The 16861-nt window shown below is 34.6% G+C and carries 13 protein-coding genes, 1 tRNA gene and 3 pseudogenes; 11 read left to right on the forward strand and 6 right to left on the reverse strand.

The annotated features are described in order from the left end of the window. The 5 genes and pseudogenes from CF599_RS18305 to CF599_RS18320 all read left to right on the forward strand — a co-directional run. A partial coding sequence (locus tag CF599_RS18305; protein ID WP_216821881.1) for an HNH endonuclease occupies nt 1-231 on the forward strand: 231 nt, incomplete at its 5' end. Between the two features lie 95 nt (nt 232-326). Next, a pseudogene (locus CF599_RS20095) lies at nt 327-446 on the forward strand (transposase); the annotation flags it as partial. Nucleotides 447-1062: 616 nt separating this feature from the next. Further along, nucleotides 1063-2055: pseudogene (locus tag CF599_RS19745) on the forward strand (reverse transcriptase domain-containing protein); the annotation flags it as partial. A 24-nt stretch (nt 2056-2079) separates the two neighbouring features. After that, complete coding sequence (locus tag CF599_RS19750) at nt 2080-2781, forward strand: group II intron maturase-specific domain-containing protein (RefSeq protein ID WP_256384097.1); 702 nt, start codon at nt 2080-2082, stop codon at nt 2779-2781. Between the two features lie 97 nt (nt 2782-2878). Continuing rightward, nucleotides 2879-3490, forward strand: a pseudogene (locus CF599_RS18320) (IS66 family transposase); the annotation flags it as partial. A gap of 291 nt (nt 3491-3781) precedes the next feature. Here CF599_RS18320 and CF599_RS18325 read toward each other — a convergent pair. The 3 genes from CF599_RS18325 to CF599_RS18335 all read right to left on the reverse strand — a co-directional run bounded on the left by CF599_RS18325 (nt 3782) and on the right by CF599_RS18335 (nt 5797). Further along, complete coding sequence (locus CF599_RS18325; RefSeq protein ID WP_006266631.1) at nt 3782-4048, reverse strand: helix-turn-helix domain-containing protein; 267 nt, start codon at nt 4046-4048, stop codon at nt 3782-3784. A gap of 112 nt (nt 4049-4160) precedes the next feature. Beyond that, the gene (locus CF599_RS18330) at nt 4161-5423 is read right to left on the reverse strand and encodes a site-specific integrase (RefSeq protein ID WP_121967386.1); all 1263 of its coding nucleotides are present in this window, start codon (nt 5421-5423) and stop codon (nt 4161-4163) included. A gap of 299 nt (nt 5424-5722) precedes the next feature. Then, a tRNA-Pro gene (locus tag CF599_RS18335) sits at nt 5723-5797 on the reverse strand. A gap of 355 nt (nt 5798-6152) precedes the next feature. Between CF599_RS18335 and trxB the strand changes: the two genes are divergently transcribed. Both trxB and CF599_RS18345 read left to right on the forward strand, forming a co-directional pair. After that, a complete protein-coding gene (gene trxB / locus CF599_RS18340) occupies nt 6153-7094 on the forward strand; it encodes a thioredoxin-disulfide reductase (protein ID WP_121967387.1) in 942 nt (313 codons plus the stop codon). Nucleotides 7095-7371: 277 nt separating this feature from the next. Next, nucleotides 7372-8334 carry an ABC transporter ATP-binding protein gene (locus CF599_RS18345; protein WP_121967388.1) on the forward strand — a complete coding sequence of 321 codons (963 nt, stop codon included), beginning with the start codon at nt 7372-7374 and terminating at the stop codon, nt 8332-8334. 99 nt (nt 8335-8433) lie between these two features. Here the strand turns inward: CF599_RS18345 and CF599_RS18350 are convergent, their stop codons facing one another. Then, entirely contained in the window at nt 8434-10854 is a 2421-nt protein-coding gene (locus tag CF599_RS18350) for a S9 family peptidase (RefSeq protein ID WP_121967389.1), read from the reverse strand. Between the two features lie 142 nt (nt 10855-10996). Between CF599_RS18350 and CF599_RS18355 the strand changes: the two genes are divergently transcribed. Beyond that, a complete protein-coding gene (locus tag CF599_RS18355; protein WP_121967390.1) occupies nt 10997-12004 on the forward strand; it encodes a 3-oxoacyl-ACP synthase III family protein in 1008 nt (335 codons plus the stop codon). 66 nt (nt 12005-12070) lie between these two features. Here the strand turns inward: CF599_RS18355 and CF599_RS18360 are convergent, their stop codons facing one another. Together CF599_RS18360 and CF599_RS18365 are read right to left on the reverse strand one after the other, a co-directional pair. Then, on the reverse strand, nt 12071-13108 hold the full coding sequence (locus tag CF599_RS18360) for an endonuclease I family protein (protein ID WP_121967391.1): 1038 nt from the start codon (nt 13106-13108) through the stop codon (nt 12071-12073). Nucleotides 13109-13212: 104 nt separating this feature from the next. Next, nucleotides 13213-14121 (reverse strand): endonuclease I family protein, encoded by a 909-nt coding sequence (locus CF599_RS18365; RefSeq protein WP_121967392.1) that lies wholly within the window; start codon nt 14119-14121, stop codon nt 13213-13215. Between the two features lie 387 nt (nt 14122-14508). On the opposite strand from CF599_RS18365, the gene CF599_RS18370 reads away from it, so the two are divergent. From CF599_RS18370 to CF599_RS18380, 3 genes are all read left to right on the forward strand, one after another. Next, nucleotides 14509-15198 carry a YafY family protein gene (locus tag CF599_RS18370; RefSeq protein ID WP_121967393.1) on the forward strand — a complete coding sequence of 230 codons (690 nt, stop codon included), beginning with the start codon at nt 14509-14511 and terminating at the stop codon, nt 15196-15198. 80 nt (nt 15199-15278) lie between these two features. Further along, complete coding sequence (locus CF599_RS18375) at nt 15279-16229, forward strand: alpha/beta fold hydrolase (RefSeq protein ID WP_121967394.1); 951 nt, start codon at nt 15279-15281, stop codon at nt 16227-16229. Continuing rightward, nucleotides 16222-16743 carry a YdeI family protein gene (locus CF599_RS18380; protein ID WP_121967395.1) on the forward strand — a complete coding sequence of 174 codons (522 nt, stop codon included), beginning with the start codon at nt 16222-16224 and terminating at the stop codon, nt 16741-16743. Before CF599_RS18375 ends, CF599_RS18380 begins: the two co-directional genes overlap by 8 nt. Nucleotides 16744-16861: the final 118 nt, after the last annotated feature.

Here is a 16861-nt window from a genome sequence, read left to right on the forward strand (position 1 = left end):
AAAAATAATAAAAGTGGTAGAGTAAAAGTAATGGCTTTATGGAAGCGTCAAAAAGGAATCTGTCCTATTTGTCTAGAGAAAGTTACTAAGTTGAGTAATTGGGTTGTGTATTGGCATAAGAATAAACTAGAAGGAGGTAGTGATAACATAAATAATCTCAGCCTACTTCATCCAAGTTGTTCTCGTGCGAAAAGTCCTAAATTTGTGGTACCCCATCGGTTAAGCCAATAAAGCTTAGTTTGAAATAACTTGAGCCGTGTGCAGGGAAACTTGCACGCACGGTTCTTAGGGGAGTCGGCTCAGGTAACTGAGCCCTCTTACCCGACTATCACGCACCTATATCCAAGCTTGTAATGTTTAATTACAGTCCTACTCGTAGCGGTAGTGCTGCACTGCCTATATTAAAAAACTTCAAAGGATATCTGCAAACTGATGGATTTAGCGGCGTGCGACCTGCAAAGGTCATTATACAATTGTTCAACCAGGAAACTGGATACAGAACCTGCCATACTGTTGGCAGTAGCCTACTTCGACATGCAGGATGAGTAATTGTTCTGTGTGATAGCTCGAAGAACAATATACCAAATTACCTCAGAGGGAAGACTTAAATTCCTGTGAGGGAAATAGGTGCCGAAAAGTTCAATTTCGGATAGGGTTAGGCTTGCTGATATGATGAAATTAAATGAATCGATGTTAAACACCGTTAATCCAAATAAGCGAAAAGAACTGATACGCTTAAACCAAAATGGTAATTGTGCAGGTTATCCCTTTTTCCGCTTGAGGATACACAGTCAATTAATGCACACGGTGGAAAGTCGACATCTAAGTCAGTGTGTTGGATAATGGCAACAGGGTAAGACCGTTCATTCGCACATTAGTGCAAAACTGACCGTAAGGAAAGTCTATGGATGAGCGGTTAAAGGACGAGATAAAAAGCGAATGACATTCTGTAATGGAATGTATAAGGGATGAAAGGATTGCCCTACAGTGAAAACTGGCAGACTTATCTCTGGTTATTTCAGCGAGAGAAGAAGAAGAACTTTTATAAAGACAATTATGCAAATGACTGTGAACACAAATAGTGCCACGGATGCGATTGGCACCTGCAAAGACTGGAACTCCATTAACTGGAAAGCTTGTCTATTGGAGGTAAAGAAGCTTCAACTGCGTATCGCTAGATGGGAAAAACTAGGAAATCATCGTAAAGTTAAAGCATTACAATGGCTTCTCACACACAGTTTTTCTGCCAAATGTTTGGCGGTAAAACGTGTATCACAAAACAAAGGACACCGTACTGCTGGCATAGACGGAGTTTTGTTATCATCCGCAAAGGATAAATGGAATATGGTACACTCTCTTAAACGAAGAGGCTATAAAGCACTTCCGCTAAAACGAGTATATATCCTTAAATCAGACGGAAAAAGCCGTAGACCATTAGGTCTTCCTTGTATGAAAGACCGTGCAATGCAAGCTTTGCATACGATGGCTCTACTGCCTATTTCTGAAATAAAAGCGGATTGGAATAGCTATGGATTTCGTCCTGAAAGAGGTACAGCCGATGCTATTGAACAACTTTTTACTAGTTTAGCTACAAAGAGAGCTTCTCAATGGGTTTTAGAAGGTGATATTAAATCTTGTTTTGACTTGATTAGCCATCAATGGATAATAGAAAACATTCCTATGGATAAAAAAGTTCTTTTACAATGGTTAAAATCTGGTTTTATGGAACGTGGTAAACTATTTCCAACAAATCTAGGTACACCCCAAGGAGGGCTTGCGTCACCAACACTCGCAAATATGGTTCTTGACGGAATTGAAGATTTGTTAGGTAGAAAGTTCGGTTCTTTTAAATTGGACTGAACTTATTCCAAACAACGCAAGAATCCTATTTTATTCGTACGTTATGCTGATGACTTTGTAATCATAGGCAAAACGAAGGAAGTTCTAGAAGATGAAGTTAAACCTATGATTCAATCTTTTCTAAAGCAACGTGGCTTAGAGCTTTCTTTAACAAAAACCAGCATAACCCATATTTACAATGGTTTCGATTTTCTTGGACAAAATATTCGAAAGTACAGAATGCGCAATGGAAATGAAAAACTTTTGATTAAACCCTCTAAAGCAAACATAAAAACTTTTCTCACCAATATTAGAAAGATAACTCGTTGGGCAAGAAGTATGAGTCAAACTGAGCTTATCCGTATATTAAATCCGAAAATAAGAGGTTGGGCTTATTATCACAGGCATGTGGTTTCGTCAGAAATATTTAGCCAAGTGGATAAAGAAATTTGGATAGCTTTATGGAGTTGGTGTATTAGAAGACATCCAAACAAAGGGAAAAAATGGATAAAATCTAAATATTTCCATCGTATCGAACAACGTGATTGGATTTTCAGAAGTATTACCAAGGAGCATGGAACAATCGTGACAGATACTCTATGTTCTGCTAGAAGTATCCTCATCATACGACACATTAAAATAAAGCAACAAGCTACTCCGTTTGACCCATCTTACGAAAAGTATTTTCAAGAACGCACCTCACAAAAATGGAGAAATAATAAAAGTGGGAAGTTAAAAGTTATGGCTTTATGGAAACATCAAAATGGAATTTGCCCTGTTTGTCTTGAGAAAGTTACTAAATTAAGTAATTGGGTTGTGTATTGGCACAAGAATAAACTTGAAGGTGGAAGTGACAGTTTGGATAACCTCAGTTTACTGCATCCAAAGTGTGCTCGTGGGAACGAACCTAAATTTGTGATACCCTATCGGCTAAACCAATAAAAGATTTAGCTTGAAATAACTTGAGCCGTGTGCAGGGAAACTTGCACGCACGGTTCTTAGGGGAGTCGGCTCAGGTAACTGAGCCCTCTTACCCGACTACCAAGCCTATGGAAATAAGTCAGATGTTACACATCTTGCTTGTTGGGCACATGCTCGACGTGAATTTGAAAAAGCTTTAGATAACGATAGAAAAAGGGCGCAGCATGTACTAGTAGAAATACAGAAGTTATATGCTATAGAGAGAAAAGCTAAAGAACAAAACTTAGCTCCTGACCAAATCAAAGAACTTCGTCTAGATGAAAGTTTACCAATCATCAACAAGCTTGGTAAATATATGATTGCTCAGATGAATCTTACCTTACCTCAAAGTAGAATAGGTAAAGCTTTTGCGTACTGTCAAAAAAGATGGAGTAATCTAAGTGATTACTTACACAATGGAAACTTGCAGATAGACAATAATCTTGTTGAAAATGTAATCAGACCTGTAGCAATTGGTCGTAAAAACTATCTCTTTGCCGGTTCTCATGATGCAGCACAAAGAGCAGCTATGGCCTATACGTTTTTTGCTAACTGCAAAAAGCATGACATTAATCCATATCAATGGCTAAAGTATGTTCTTGAAAATATTCAATCCATCAACCACAAGAATATCGCTGACTTATATCCTCATAATTACAAGAAACTTATCCTGGATAATGTAGAAGAATAATTAGATCTCACAAGATGTACTTGCTCGGGTGCATACTTTAAAATAGACTCATTAGAATATAATGAGATAAAAAAAGTTATCTAAAAATTGTTTATAAATGTAAAAATGAGTATTTTTATTCTAGTTAAATTACTTAAAAATCATCGATTTAAAAGCTCGGCTATTTCATGGCACACAAAAATTCAAAAGCCTAAAAGCCGTAATTTATAAGATATATGGAGTAGGGGGTAAATCCCTCTTTTTCCAATAAAATAAAACACCCCAACTATCTCTAGGTTGGGGTGTTTTATTTCATTCACTTTCCATCATCTTTAAAATATCCTCATACCTATAAAACATCAAGCCACCAATCTTTTTAAATGGTATGGTACCATTTATTCTCATATTTTGTAAGGTACCAGGAGAAATACCAAGAAGCTTTCTTACCTCATAGCTTTTGATCCATTGTTTTATTTCTTGATCTTTCTTTCTATTAAAAGGACTATACCTTCTTATCTCCGTAATAATCTCTTGTTTAAAAATCTCAAGGTCATCTTTTGTAATAAATTCTACTTTCATAATTAATAGTATTTAGGGTTAGTTTTGATTTGTTTTAAGCTGCTGTAAGCTTAGCTCTAACCCTAAATAACAATTTGTATGTGCTGGTTTAGTTCTGTTGTCTTTGGGAGGTTTAATTTGACTCTTCAAAGTTGTATTTGTGATTTTCCTGAATAAGTCTTCTTTCTCTTAGGTTGTCCATATCTTCACCCAGTTTATGTTCTAATACCTTCGCATAGATTTGAGTTGTTTTAATAGCCGTATGCCCAAGCATCTTACTCACTGACTCAATAGGTACACCATTGTTTAGTGTGATGGTTGTGGCAAAGGTATGTCTGGCTAAGTGAAAAGATAAGTTCTTATCTATTTCACAGATAATAGCAATCTCTTTTAAGTAACCATTCATTCGTTGGTTACTAATAACTGGGAACAGTTTGCCTTTGGCAAAAGCAATAGGATGGTCTTTGTATTTTTCAATTAGTTCTAAAGCTTCAGGCAATAGTGGAACCCTAACAGGTATTTTTGTTTTCTCTCTGCTTGATATAATCCAATCTTTTCCATCACTTCCTTTAGCTATATTTTGTGGTGCTAAGTGAAAGATGTCTATATAAGCTAAGCCAGTATAACAACTAAACAAAAACATATCAAGAACAGCTTGTAATCTTTCAATAGCAAAATTTTTGTTTACAAGGATTTCAAGTTCAGATTTAGTTAAGTGTCCTCTTTCTGTTTTCTCAAATTGAAGTTTATATTTGGTAAAGGGATCTTTTTCCATCCATTCCATTGTGATGGCTAAGTTGATTAACTTTTTAAACCTTTCAATGTGTTTCATAATACCATTGTTATTTAATGGTTGATGTTTATGAATCGGTTTGCAGTTTCGCAAAAAGTTTTCAAAGTCAAAGATAAATTTGTAGTTAATTTCACTTAAATAGATATCAGTTCGATTGTGTACTTTACGCAAATAGCTTTTAAGGTACTTTTCCGTAGAGAAGTAGTTCTTTAGTGTACCATAAGCTAATTTGCTTGTAGCAATCTCTCTGTGATAGTCTATTAGCTTTAAAAGTGATGATTCAGTATCATCATGTCCAAGAAAGATGTTTTTAACAGCTCCAATTGAGACAACTCTTTTTTGTTGAACTAATTGATGATAGGCATCTGTAATGAGGGAACGTACTCGCTCAATATGTGCATTGATTCGAACTGTGTCCTCACTTTTTCCTTTTGCTTTTCCTTTAATGTTATCCCAAGAAGTAGGGGATATTTTTAGTTTTAAAGAAATTTCTGTTCGTTGTCCATTTACCGTTATCCTTGCGTATATAAGGGATGGGACTGTTTTGTTTGAATTAGAAACACGTATAATGAAGTGTATTCCAAATGTGTTTTTTGTTTTCATATCAATCTATTTTAATGTTAACCGAACTGTTTTGATATGGTTTTAAAAAACTACTCACCTGAATAGTACTCAAACAAGACCAAAAAGCACTGAATTAAACTAAAATAAATTGTATTTAATTTGTTGAAATACAATTAGTTAAACTCGATTCGGTGAGCTAATTTACCTTTTAAAAATAGCTCACCTAATAGCTCACATTTAGATTGATTTACAATGGATTATTATGATATATTTAAAAATAAAAAAATCCGTAAGTAATTGATACTTACGGATTTAGGCACATTCTGATGCCGAAAAAGTCGGGGTGGCAGGATTCGAACCTGCGACCTCCTGCTCCCAAAGCAGGCGCGATGACCGGGCTACGCTACACCCCGCTAGACTTATTCTGTCATTGCGAGTGCAAATATAGTACAATATTCTATATCCGCAAGGTTTTGGTGAAGAAAATAAATGTTTTTTTATATTGTTTTGTGTAAGTGTTTGTTTTAATGTGTGATAAGTGTTTCTAAAATGTATTAAAGTCAATGATTGTTTTAGAAGTTTAAGAATTGTGTAATATGTAAAGGGGTGAAAATGATACTTGCGATGCTAGTTTATATTTTGAAGTGTACAGTGTTTAATAGAGGATAGATAATCTGTATGTAAGTATTGATATTTTAAATCATTTTTATGTAGACATATTGGTTTAAAAAAGTATTTTTGTTTAGAAACAAAATTAAACGAACAAATATGTCAACTATAGAGAGAGTAAAGTGTCTAATTATCGGATCAGGACCTGCTGGATATACAGCAGCTATTTATGCAGCACGTGCTAATATGGCGCCTGTAATGTATCAAGGAATGCAACCTGGAGGACAGTTAACGACTACTAATGAAGTAGAGAACTTCCCTGGATATCCAGAAGGAGTAACTGGACCAGAGATGATGATGCAGTTGCAAGCTCAAGCGCAACGATTCGGTACTGATATTCGCGATGGATGGGTTACTAAAGCAGAATTAACTGGAGAAGTAAAAAAAGTGTGGGTAAATGAAACAACAGAAGTTCACGCTGATACAGTTATTATCTCTACTGGAGCTACGGCTAAGTATTTAGGATTGCCATCTGAGCAACATTACCTATCTTTAGGTGGAGGAGTATCTGCGTGTGCAGTGTGTGATGGATTCTTTTATAGAAATCAAGAAGTAGTGATTGTAGGAGCTGGAGATTCTGCATGTGAGGAAGCTCATTACTTATCTCAGTTATGTAAGAAAGTAACGATGTTAGTACGTACTGATAAATTCCGTGCATCTCGTATTATGGAAGAGCGTGTGCGTAAAACTGAGAATATAGAGATTCTATTAAATACATCTACAGATGAGGTATTAGGAGATGGTAATGTAGTAACAGGTATTCGTGTGAAAAATAACGTAACTGGAGAGCTTACTGATATCCCTGCTACTGGGTTCTTCGTTGCTATAGGTCATAAGCCAAATACTGATATCTTTAAAGGAGAGTTAGAAATGGACGAAACAGGATATCTACAGACTCATGGGAAAACAAGTAAAACAAATGTAGCCGGAGTATTTGCATGTGGAGATGTTCAAGATAAAGATTATAGACAAGCTATTACTGCTGCTGGATCAGGATGTATAGCTGCACTAGATGCAGAGCGTTACTTAGCTGCTAAGTAATTTATATTAAATACACTACCTTAAATCTGCAACAACCATTTACTACGAATTAATTCTACTTTACATAGCTTCAATTAGCTCTAAAACCATACTAATGTATGCTTTAATCGCTAATCTTACTCTGTTTTGTACAATTCATTCTCGTGTAAATGTTATCTGGAGATTTAAGGTAGTAGAAAAGGTCATCTGATTAGATGGCCTTTTTTATGTTTAAATAGTTAATGTTCTATAGTGCTTAGGGGTATATTATTATATTTGCCTTTCATAAAAAATAGAAATGCTTTTACTTAAGAATATATCATTTAGTTACTTAGAAGAAAAAACAGTTATTAATAACCTTAGTTTAGTAGTTGAAAAAGGTCAACATGTTGCTTTACTAGGAGAAAGTGGATGTGGAAAGAGTACTTTATTAAAGTTAATTTACGGTTTACAAGATTTAGATCATGGGGAAATTCATTGGAATGGTAAACAAGTTTTAGGGCCTGCTTATCATTTGGTTCCAGGAATAGATGAGATGAGATATCTTGCACAAGATTTTGATCTAATGCCATTTACTTCTGTAAAAGAGAATATAGGAAAATATCTTTCTAATTTCTATATGGAAGAAAAAGAACATCGAATAGCTGAATTACTAGCATTAGTTGATTTGACCGAGTATGCTGATGTGAAAGTTAAGCATTTAAGTGGAGGACAACAACAGCGTGTAGCTATCGCAAGAGTTCTTGCTTTGGAGCCTGAGATTCTATTATTAGATGAGCCTTTTAGTCATATAGATTATTCTAGAAGAAGTTTGCTTAGACGTAACCTATTTGCTTATTTAAAGGAAAAAGGGATAACGTGTATAGTAGCAACGCATGATAGTATAGATGCATTGAGTTTTGCCGATGAGACTATTGTTCTTAAGGATGGTATGTTAGTCGATATGGGAGAAACGAAAGATGTGTATGACTTTCCTTTAGATAAGTATGTAGCTTCTCTTTTTGGAGAAGTTAATGAGCTATATATTTCGGACTTTACATCAACTTTTGAGAAAGATGAATTATTGCTTATTTACCCACATCAACTGATGTTGTCTAAACAGAAAGGGCAGATAGAGGTGGAAGTATTGGACTCTTATTTTAAAGGTGATGGATATATGATTAAGACTTTCTTTAATGAAGATCGAGTTGTATTCTTTGATCACCCTTTTGATGTAGAGAAAGGAAGTATTATTAAATTAGCACTGAAGAAATTTCAATAAATAAAAAACGCTACTTAGTCTTTAAGTGGCGTTTTTTGTTACATCAATTGATCATAGATAAATAAAAAAGCTCAGCATTTGCCGAGCTTTTTAAGTATATTATTTCTTGTTCTTTACGTTTTTCTCTAAGAACTGATCTTGTTCCCATAATAGGTGTAAGATGTTCTCTTTCGCTACGTAACTGTGGCTTTCTTTAGGTAAGATAACCATTCTAACAGGTGCTCCTAATCCTTTTAATGCTTGGAAGTAACGCTCTGTTTGTAGCGTGAAAGTACCAGGGTTATTATCAGCCTCACCATGTACTAATAACATAGGTGTTTTCATTTTACCTGCATTCATAAATGGAGACATTGTGTTATATACCTCAGGAACTTCCCAATAGTTTCTTTGTTCTGTTTGGAAACCAAAAGGAGTTAATGTTCTGTTGTACGCTCCACTACGTGCAATACCTGCAGCGAATAAGTTAGAGTGCGTTAATAAGTTAGCAGTCATAAAGGCACCATAAGAGTGTCCACCTACAGCTACTCTGTTTCTGTCAATATATCCTAATGCATCCACAGCATCGATAGCTGCTTTACCATTAGCTACTAACTGCTGTACATAAGTATCATTAGGCTCTTCTTTACCTTCTCCTACGATAGGGAATGCAGCATCATCTAATACAGCATATCCTTTAGTTACCCAATAAACGAATGATCCGTAGTAAGGGAATGTGAATTCGTTAGGATTAGATGTTACTTGTGAAGCACTGTTTTTATCTTTATATTCAGCTGGGTAAGCCCAGATTAATAGAGGTAATTTTTCTTTCTTTGCTTTTAAGTCATATCCAGCAGGTAAGTATAATGTACCTGATAACTCTAGACCATCTTCTCTCTTGTATTTAATAACTTCTTTATGTACTCCGTTAAGAGAAACAAAAGGATTCTTAAATGACGTAATTGGTTTTAAGTCATTCTTTTTATAGATATTTCGAAAGTAGTAATTAGGATACTCAGTAGCAGACTGAATAGATACAAGTACTAAACCTTTCTTAACATCTTCTAGAGACTGAATAGTTTCTTGTTTATCTGTATAAGTAGATTGGTAAAGTCTTTTTGTTTTTAATGTTTTTAAATCAAACTCATCAATGAATGGGAATTGACCTTTAGCAGTAAAACCTTCTCCGATTAAGAATAATTTATTGTTCTCTTGTGCTAATACATAACGACCAAAGTCATTTTTCTTTAATTCGAAAGTTCCTGGATCACTGTATTTGTCTTGAGAGTTTCTATCTTCTATTTTGATAGGAGAATCATTGAATTTAGAAGGGTTGATAATGAATGTTCTCGTGTTACGAGTATCATACCATTGATCAGCTACTAAAGCTAGATTATCGTCTCCCCAAGTGATACCACCAAAACGTTGAGATAACTTAACGATAGATTTAGGAGCATCAGTAAATGGTGCTTCCCAAGTGAATACTTCATCTCTAAAAGGAACATCTTTAGCAGGATCTCCACCATCTAAAGCTTCTACGAAGTAGATAGACGCTGCTTTATCAGCTCTCCACCCCATACTTCTCTTTCCTTCACGAGTAGCCATAAACCCTTTAGGCATAACCTCATTAAGGGCGATATCATTTACTTCTTTTACTAAATTACCTACTTTATCATAAACAACAGTTTTCATTGGAAAACGGTTTAAAGTAACTAAGTAAGAGAATGGTTTTTGTAATGTAGTAACCATTATATATTCTCCATCAGGTGAGAATGAAGAACCGATGTATAAATCTCCTTTTTTGAAAAGTGTTTTATTTCCTTTTAAATCAACTGTGTAGATTTCTGAGTTAACTAACGTTTCGAAGTTAGCTTCATCAGTTTTGTTTTTAAGTAGATCTTGGTAAGTTCTATTTTGAGAAACAACACCTTCACTTACAGAGACGATAGGACCTGTAGGTAGATTATGTGCAGTATCGATTAATGCTGGTCTGTTAGCAGGAATCTGATTGATCAGGATGTTTTGACCATCTCTATACCATGTGATAGGATTACCTACATTGGCATTTAGGTTAGCATCAGTAAGTTTAGTAGCTTGAGCTGTTTTAATATCAACAATCCATAATTCTACACCATTTGAAACGGTGTTAGTAAAAGCGATTTTAGACTGATCAGGAGACCAAGTGATATTAGTAATTCTCGCATTTGCAGGAAGACCTTTTACTTGTATTTCTTGAGTATCTTTTACTTTACGCACTTTTAAGTTAGTTGTGTAAGTAATCGTACTAGAAATATTCGTGTTTACATCAATTCGCAAACCAGCAAGTTTCATTTCATTTACATTCAAATCTGCTAATGTCTTATATGTACTTCTATAAGTTAGAAGCATATATTCCAATTTGCTATCCATAGAAATACTTGGTGCTCTTTCGAAGTCAGCTAATTCAAGGATTTCTTGTGATGGTTTTTGATAAGTAACATTTTCTTGTGCGTACATAGAAGTAATCAAAAAAAGAGATAATAAAGTCGTTTTTATGATTTTCATATCAGTTATTTATTTACGTTAGGTCGGCTAATATAAATGAAAATCCCCATTATAACGTGTATGTAATGGCTTTTTGTGTCAAAAATGATAATGTTTTTAGTTATTAGTGTACTTTTGTATTACATAAACCAATTTTTTTAAAATGTTTAGAGCAAAGATTAGTGGATTAGGTCATTATGTTCCTGAGAATATAGTTACAAATGATGACCTAGCAAAGGTGATGGATACGAACAATGAGTGGATTATTGAACGTACAGGTATTCAAGAGAGAAGACATACTGTTTTAGAAGAAGATACTACATCTGGAATGGGTGTAAAAGCATCTAGAATAGCTATGGAGAGAGCAGGTGTAGAGGCTAAAGATATTGACTTCGTTGTATTTGCTACTTTAAGTCCTGATTACTACTTTCCAGGACCAGGAGTAATGTTACAAAAAGAATTAGGATTAGAAACTGTAGCTGCACTAGATATTAGAGCTCAGTGTTCAGGATTTATATATGCGTTATCTGTAGCTGATCAATATATCAAAACAGGAATGTATAAAACGATACTTGTAGTAGGGGCAGAAGTACATTCTAAAGGATTAGATATGTCTACTAGAGGTAGAGGTGTATCTGTAATATTCGGAGATGGAGCAGGTGCTGCAATATTAACTCGCTCAGAGAATGAGAATCAAGGTCTGTTATCTACACATATTCACTCACAAGGAGAACATGCTGAAGAGCTTGCTTTAATCGCTCCAGGGATGGGTGGACGTTGGGTGTCTGATATATTGAAAGACAATAACCCAGATGATGAATCTTACTATCCTCATATGAATGGGCAGTTTGTATTTAAGAATGCTGTAGTTCGATTTAGTGAAGTTATTAATGAAGGATTAGAAGCAAACGGACTTCACGTATCTGATATTAATATGTTGATTCCACATCAAGCTAACTTGAGAATCTCTCAGTTTATTCAACAGAAGTTTAAACTAACAGATGATCAAGTCTTTAATAATATTCAGAAGTATGGAAATACTACTGCAGCTTCAGTGCCAATAGCATTAACAGAGGCATGGGAAGCAGGTAAGATTAAAGAAGGAGACTTGGTAGTATTAGCTGCTTTCGGTAGTGGATTTACTTGGGGAAGTGTCATAATTAGATGGTAATTGCAATAGTTGTTACTAGATATATAAAATAAATAAGGCTGTCGATTGACAGCCTTATTTATTTTATTATTTCCATTTGTTTTCAGCGTTATACTGAGGCATACGCCAGATAACATTGGCTAAGCTAGGATTATCTATAAAAGGATTACGATTACCTTGAGCATATTTATTAGCTGTATTTCCATGGTATTCGTTGCGCTTTCTTTCTATTTCAGAGACAGGATCTTCAGCATTCCATTTTAAGAATAAGTCAATCATTCCATCATCTAGAGGAGCTCTAGGATTTAGAGCTATTCCAACTTTACTAGCGATAGTATAGTTTTTATATTTTTGATATTCTTGACTGTCTCTGTTTTCTTGATATCTAATATGCATATATAACATCATACGAGCTACATCTCCTTTCCATTCATCGCCAGGATACCAGTATGGACCAATAGCTCCTGCATTTCCTTTTCCATCAGTGAATTTTCTATTACTTCTATCATTGTTCCATTGTCCATTGATAGGGCGAAGATTGTGTACATCAGTTCCTGCTATTTCAGCAATAGTGCGACCTATGTAATTATAATTTGGATTTGCGTCTAATGCAAGTTGACCAGAATTATTTTGTTTGGTAAGGGATTTAGCGAATACATGTTCACGTTCCCATCTTTTGTGACGGTTAGCATCTGAGTCGTATTTTAAGTCTTTGTTTATTGAACGTTGCTGTACAGTTGAATTTTTACTGTCTTTATCTGGCCATCCATAAATCAAAAGAACGTTGTTTTCATTCTCAGGATCCTCATCAGTTATTTTACTTGCTTCCCATACACCTGGTGTATAGGGTATTGGGTGATGAGTACGTGTTACTAAATTAGCTAGTTCTTTTTTAAGTTCCATTCCTTTTTTAGACCAATCTATACCTTGATAGTAATCACTATATTCACTAGGTATACGAAATGTTTTCGGATCAGGAATATCTTTGTCGTTTCCAATAGGTGGAGTAATAACAGGAGGTTTAGTTGTTCCTGTTTCAGGGTCTTTAATCTGTACACTATCATCTTTCGAACAAGAAAGAGTTAGCAGGGAAAGACACAGCGCTATACTTAGTCTTTTAATCATAATAGTAATGTTTTGTTTCTGTTGACACAAAATTACAACATTAGCTAAAATAAAAAAAGAGTTACCTTAAGTAACTCTTTTATATAGTTGATTTTAGGTTTAGATTATTTCCAATTGTTTTCGGCACTTGTGCCTCCCCAAATTTGTGTTGCTAAATAAGGATTGTCTATAAAAGGATTACGATTTCCTTGAGCAGCTGAATTACTAGTATTTGAATGATAATTATTTCGGTTTCTTTCCATGTCTGATACAGGGTCGATTGCATTCCATTCAAGTAATAGATTAATCATAGCAGGATCTATACCATTTCTTTCTCCAACAGCTACTCCAGAAGGAGGGCATTGGGTATTATAAGTGATGTACATATACATCATCATACGAGCTACATCTCCTCTCCATTCATCACCTGGATACCATCCACTAGCTACAGGACCTGAGTTGCCTGTACCTTTGGCAAATTTAAGATTATCTCTTGCCCCATTCCATTTAACATCAGCAGATCTTAAGTGATGTGCATCCGCACCAGGACCACTTTGACCTAATGCTGGACTCCCTAGTGCTTGAGCATAGGTGTGTTCTCTGTTCCATTGACCAATGCCTCCACCGTTCTCGTTTTTACCACGAGTATAGGCTTTATCTCCACTTGTTACACCTTTATGGCCATAAATTAAGTAAACATCTTTACCGTCCGGGGTTACATCAGTTGCTTTACAAGCATCCCAAATATCACTATAAGTTAGCTTTTTAGTAAGTTTAGTTGTTGTTAGATAAGTTAATTGATTTTTTAGTTGGATACCGTTTTTTGTAAAGTCGATTGACTTGTAGTAATCTTTTTGATTTTCGGGTATTTTAAAATCTCCTGGCTTACCTGGTTCTACAGTAGGAGGTACTACTACAGGTGGTTTAACTACAGGTGGCTTAGTATTATCTGGATCGGTGATTATAGGATCTTTACTACAACCAAAAGCAACTACCAATAGAGATGCTAATAAAAGTAAGTGTTTCTTTTTCATGGTTCTTGTTTTATGAAAGAATAGGATAAAGTTACTAAAATAAGTGGTATGTTGTCAGTATTTTATATTATATAAATCAAATAATATAAAAAATTGTACAATAAAAGGAACATGACCTTTAAATTATATCCTTAAGTAAGTATCCACTGTAGAGAAGATATCTAAATAGTTCATTTAGGATTTCAATCTTGGCATTAAATAGCCCAATATTTATAACGATCGTTTTATGTATTAAACATCAGATGATTTTTAGGTTTTTCTTTTACTTGTAATTATTTGATTAGAACTTCAGTTTTGTTGTATTTACTAATGCATATTGTGGGATGGCATAGTATTGAGGAAGTATAATCCGTATTTTTGTCAATAAACTATACAGCATTTTAAGGGATGAAGGACAACGACACAAATCGACTATCGCGACTTACGGCAATACTTACTCAGTTGCAAACTAGACGACTTTTGACAGCTAGAACATTGGCAGATAAGTTCGGTGTGAGTGTTCGTACTATCTATAGAGATATAAAATCTTTAGAGCAAGCAGGTGTTCCTATCATTTCAGAAGAAGGTAGAGGATATAGTCTTATGGAGGGGTATAGACTGCCACCATTAATGTTTACAGAGGCACAAGCAAATGCTTTAATTACAGCAGAACAATTGGTTCTCAAAAATAAAGATACTTCTTTTATAAAAGACTATACAGAAGCCATTGAAAAAATAAAAGCTGTATTAAAGTATAATTTACAAGACAACGCTAATTTGCTTTCAGAAAGAACACGCTTTGACCAAAATAACTATTTGGAAAGAAATAGTAACAGTTTGTCTGAGTTGCAATTTGCTTTGACTAACTTTAGGATTGTAAAGATTGAATATACTAATGAACAAAAGATAACTACAATAAGGAATATTGAGCCATTTGCATTACTAAGTACTGAAAACTGGTTGTTGGTTGCTTATTGTCGATTAAGGAACGAGTTTCGTTTTTTTCGCTTAGACAGAATTAAAAAATTAGAGATACTTATGGATACGTTTGAACCTCATAAAATGACCTTACAGGAGTATTTCGAAAGATATCATTAATTTATTTCTAACCCTTGCCATAGGGGTGTCACTAAGTGGGTATAAGTTTGCATCATTAAGTAATCTATAATTGAATAAAAATGATCAACGAAATTAACTCAAACAGTTTTCCTCAGCCCTCTCTTATCTCTGTCAACGGAGTAGAATTAGAAGTATTTGAAGCAGGTAAACAGAATGCAGGTAAACCAATTGTGCTTTGTCATGGTTTTCCCGAACATGCTTTCTCATGGCGTCATCAAGTATCAGCACTTGTTTCGGCTGGTTATCATGTTATTATTCCTAATCAGAGAGGTTATGGCAACTCATCAAGTCCTACCGAAATAACTCAATATGATATCGTACATCTTACAGGTGATTTAGTAGCATTACTTGATCATTTTGGATACAAAGATGCCGTATTTGTAGGTCATGATTGGGGAGCTAACGTTGTTTGGAATCTAGCGTTATTACATCCTACACGAGTGAGTAAAATTATAAACTTAGCTTTACCTTATCAAGAACGAGGTGATATACCATGGCTTGAATTTATGGAAGCAATATTTGGAGAGGATTTCTATTTTGTTCATTTTAATCGACAAGTAGGAGTAGCAGATGCTATTATGAATGAGAATACATCTCAATTCCTACAAAATATATTTCGAAAAAATGTACCTCCAATACCACCATCACCAGGAATGCATATGATAAATCTTGCGCAGATAGAAAACCCTGTAGGAGAGCCTCTAATGGATGATAGTGAACTATCTGTATTTGTTTCTGCCTTTGAATTATCGGGGTTTACAGGAAGTATAAACTGGTATAGAAATATGGATAGAAACTGGCATCTAATGGCAGATGTAATTCCAAGTATTAATCAGCCTACTCTTATGATATATGGTAAGCAGGATACAATTCCTGAGAATGAAAATTTAAAAAATGTTGTTCCTAATTTAGATATTGTAAGATTGGATTGTGGACATTGGATTCAACAAGAAAAACCAGAAGAAACTACTCAAGCAATTTTACAATGGTTAGCACAGCATAATGATTAAGGAAGTAGAAACATATTATCCTCAGAGTAGAGAAGATTGGAGACAATGGTTAGAGGATAACCATCAGTCTAAGCAGTCTATTTGGCTTGTTTATTATAACAAACAGTCTAAGATTCCTTCCATCAGTTGGCGAGAAGCTGTAGATGAAGCGCTTTGTTTTGGATGGATTGACAGCACAACAAAGAAAGTTGACGACTCTTCTTTTATACAATATTTTAGCAAGCGTAAACCTAAAAGTATCTGGTCTAAAATCAACAAAGAGATAGTTCAATTGCTTATTGATAACAACAGAATGACTAAAGCAGGTTTTGAAAGTATTGAAATTGCAAAGCAAAATGGCTCTTGGACAATTTTAGATGAAGTAGAAGAATTGATAATACCAGATGATTTAGAAATAGCATTTAATAGACACAACGATGCAAAAGACTATTTCTTGAGTTTGAGTAAGTCGACAAGAAAAATAATATTAAGTTGGATTGTTCTTGCCAAACGACAAGAAACTGGATCAATCTGAAAAGTTGTGTGTGAATTAAAAACTACAGATCTTTGTAATGATAAATAATAAACGTGGAAAACTATATTGAGTTTATAAAAATGATTTTACCTGAGTTTTTAGTAGAACATTTTAATTT

The sequence above is a fragment of the Myroides sp. N17-2 genome (assembly GCF_002286775.1).
Lineage (GTDB): Bacteria > Bacteroidota > Bacteroidia > Flavobacteriales > Flavobacteriaceae > Flavobacterium.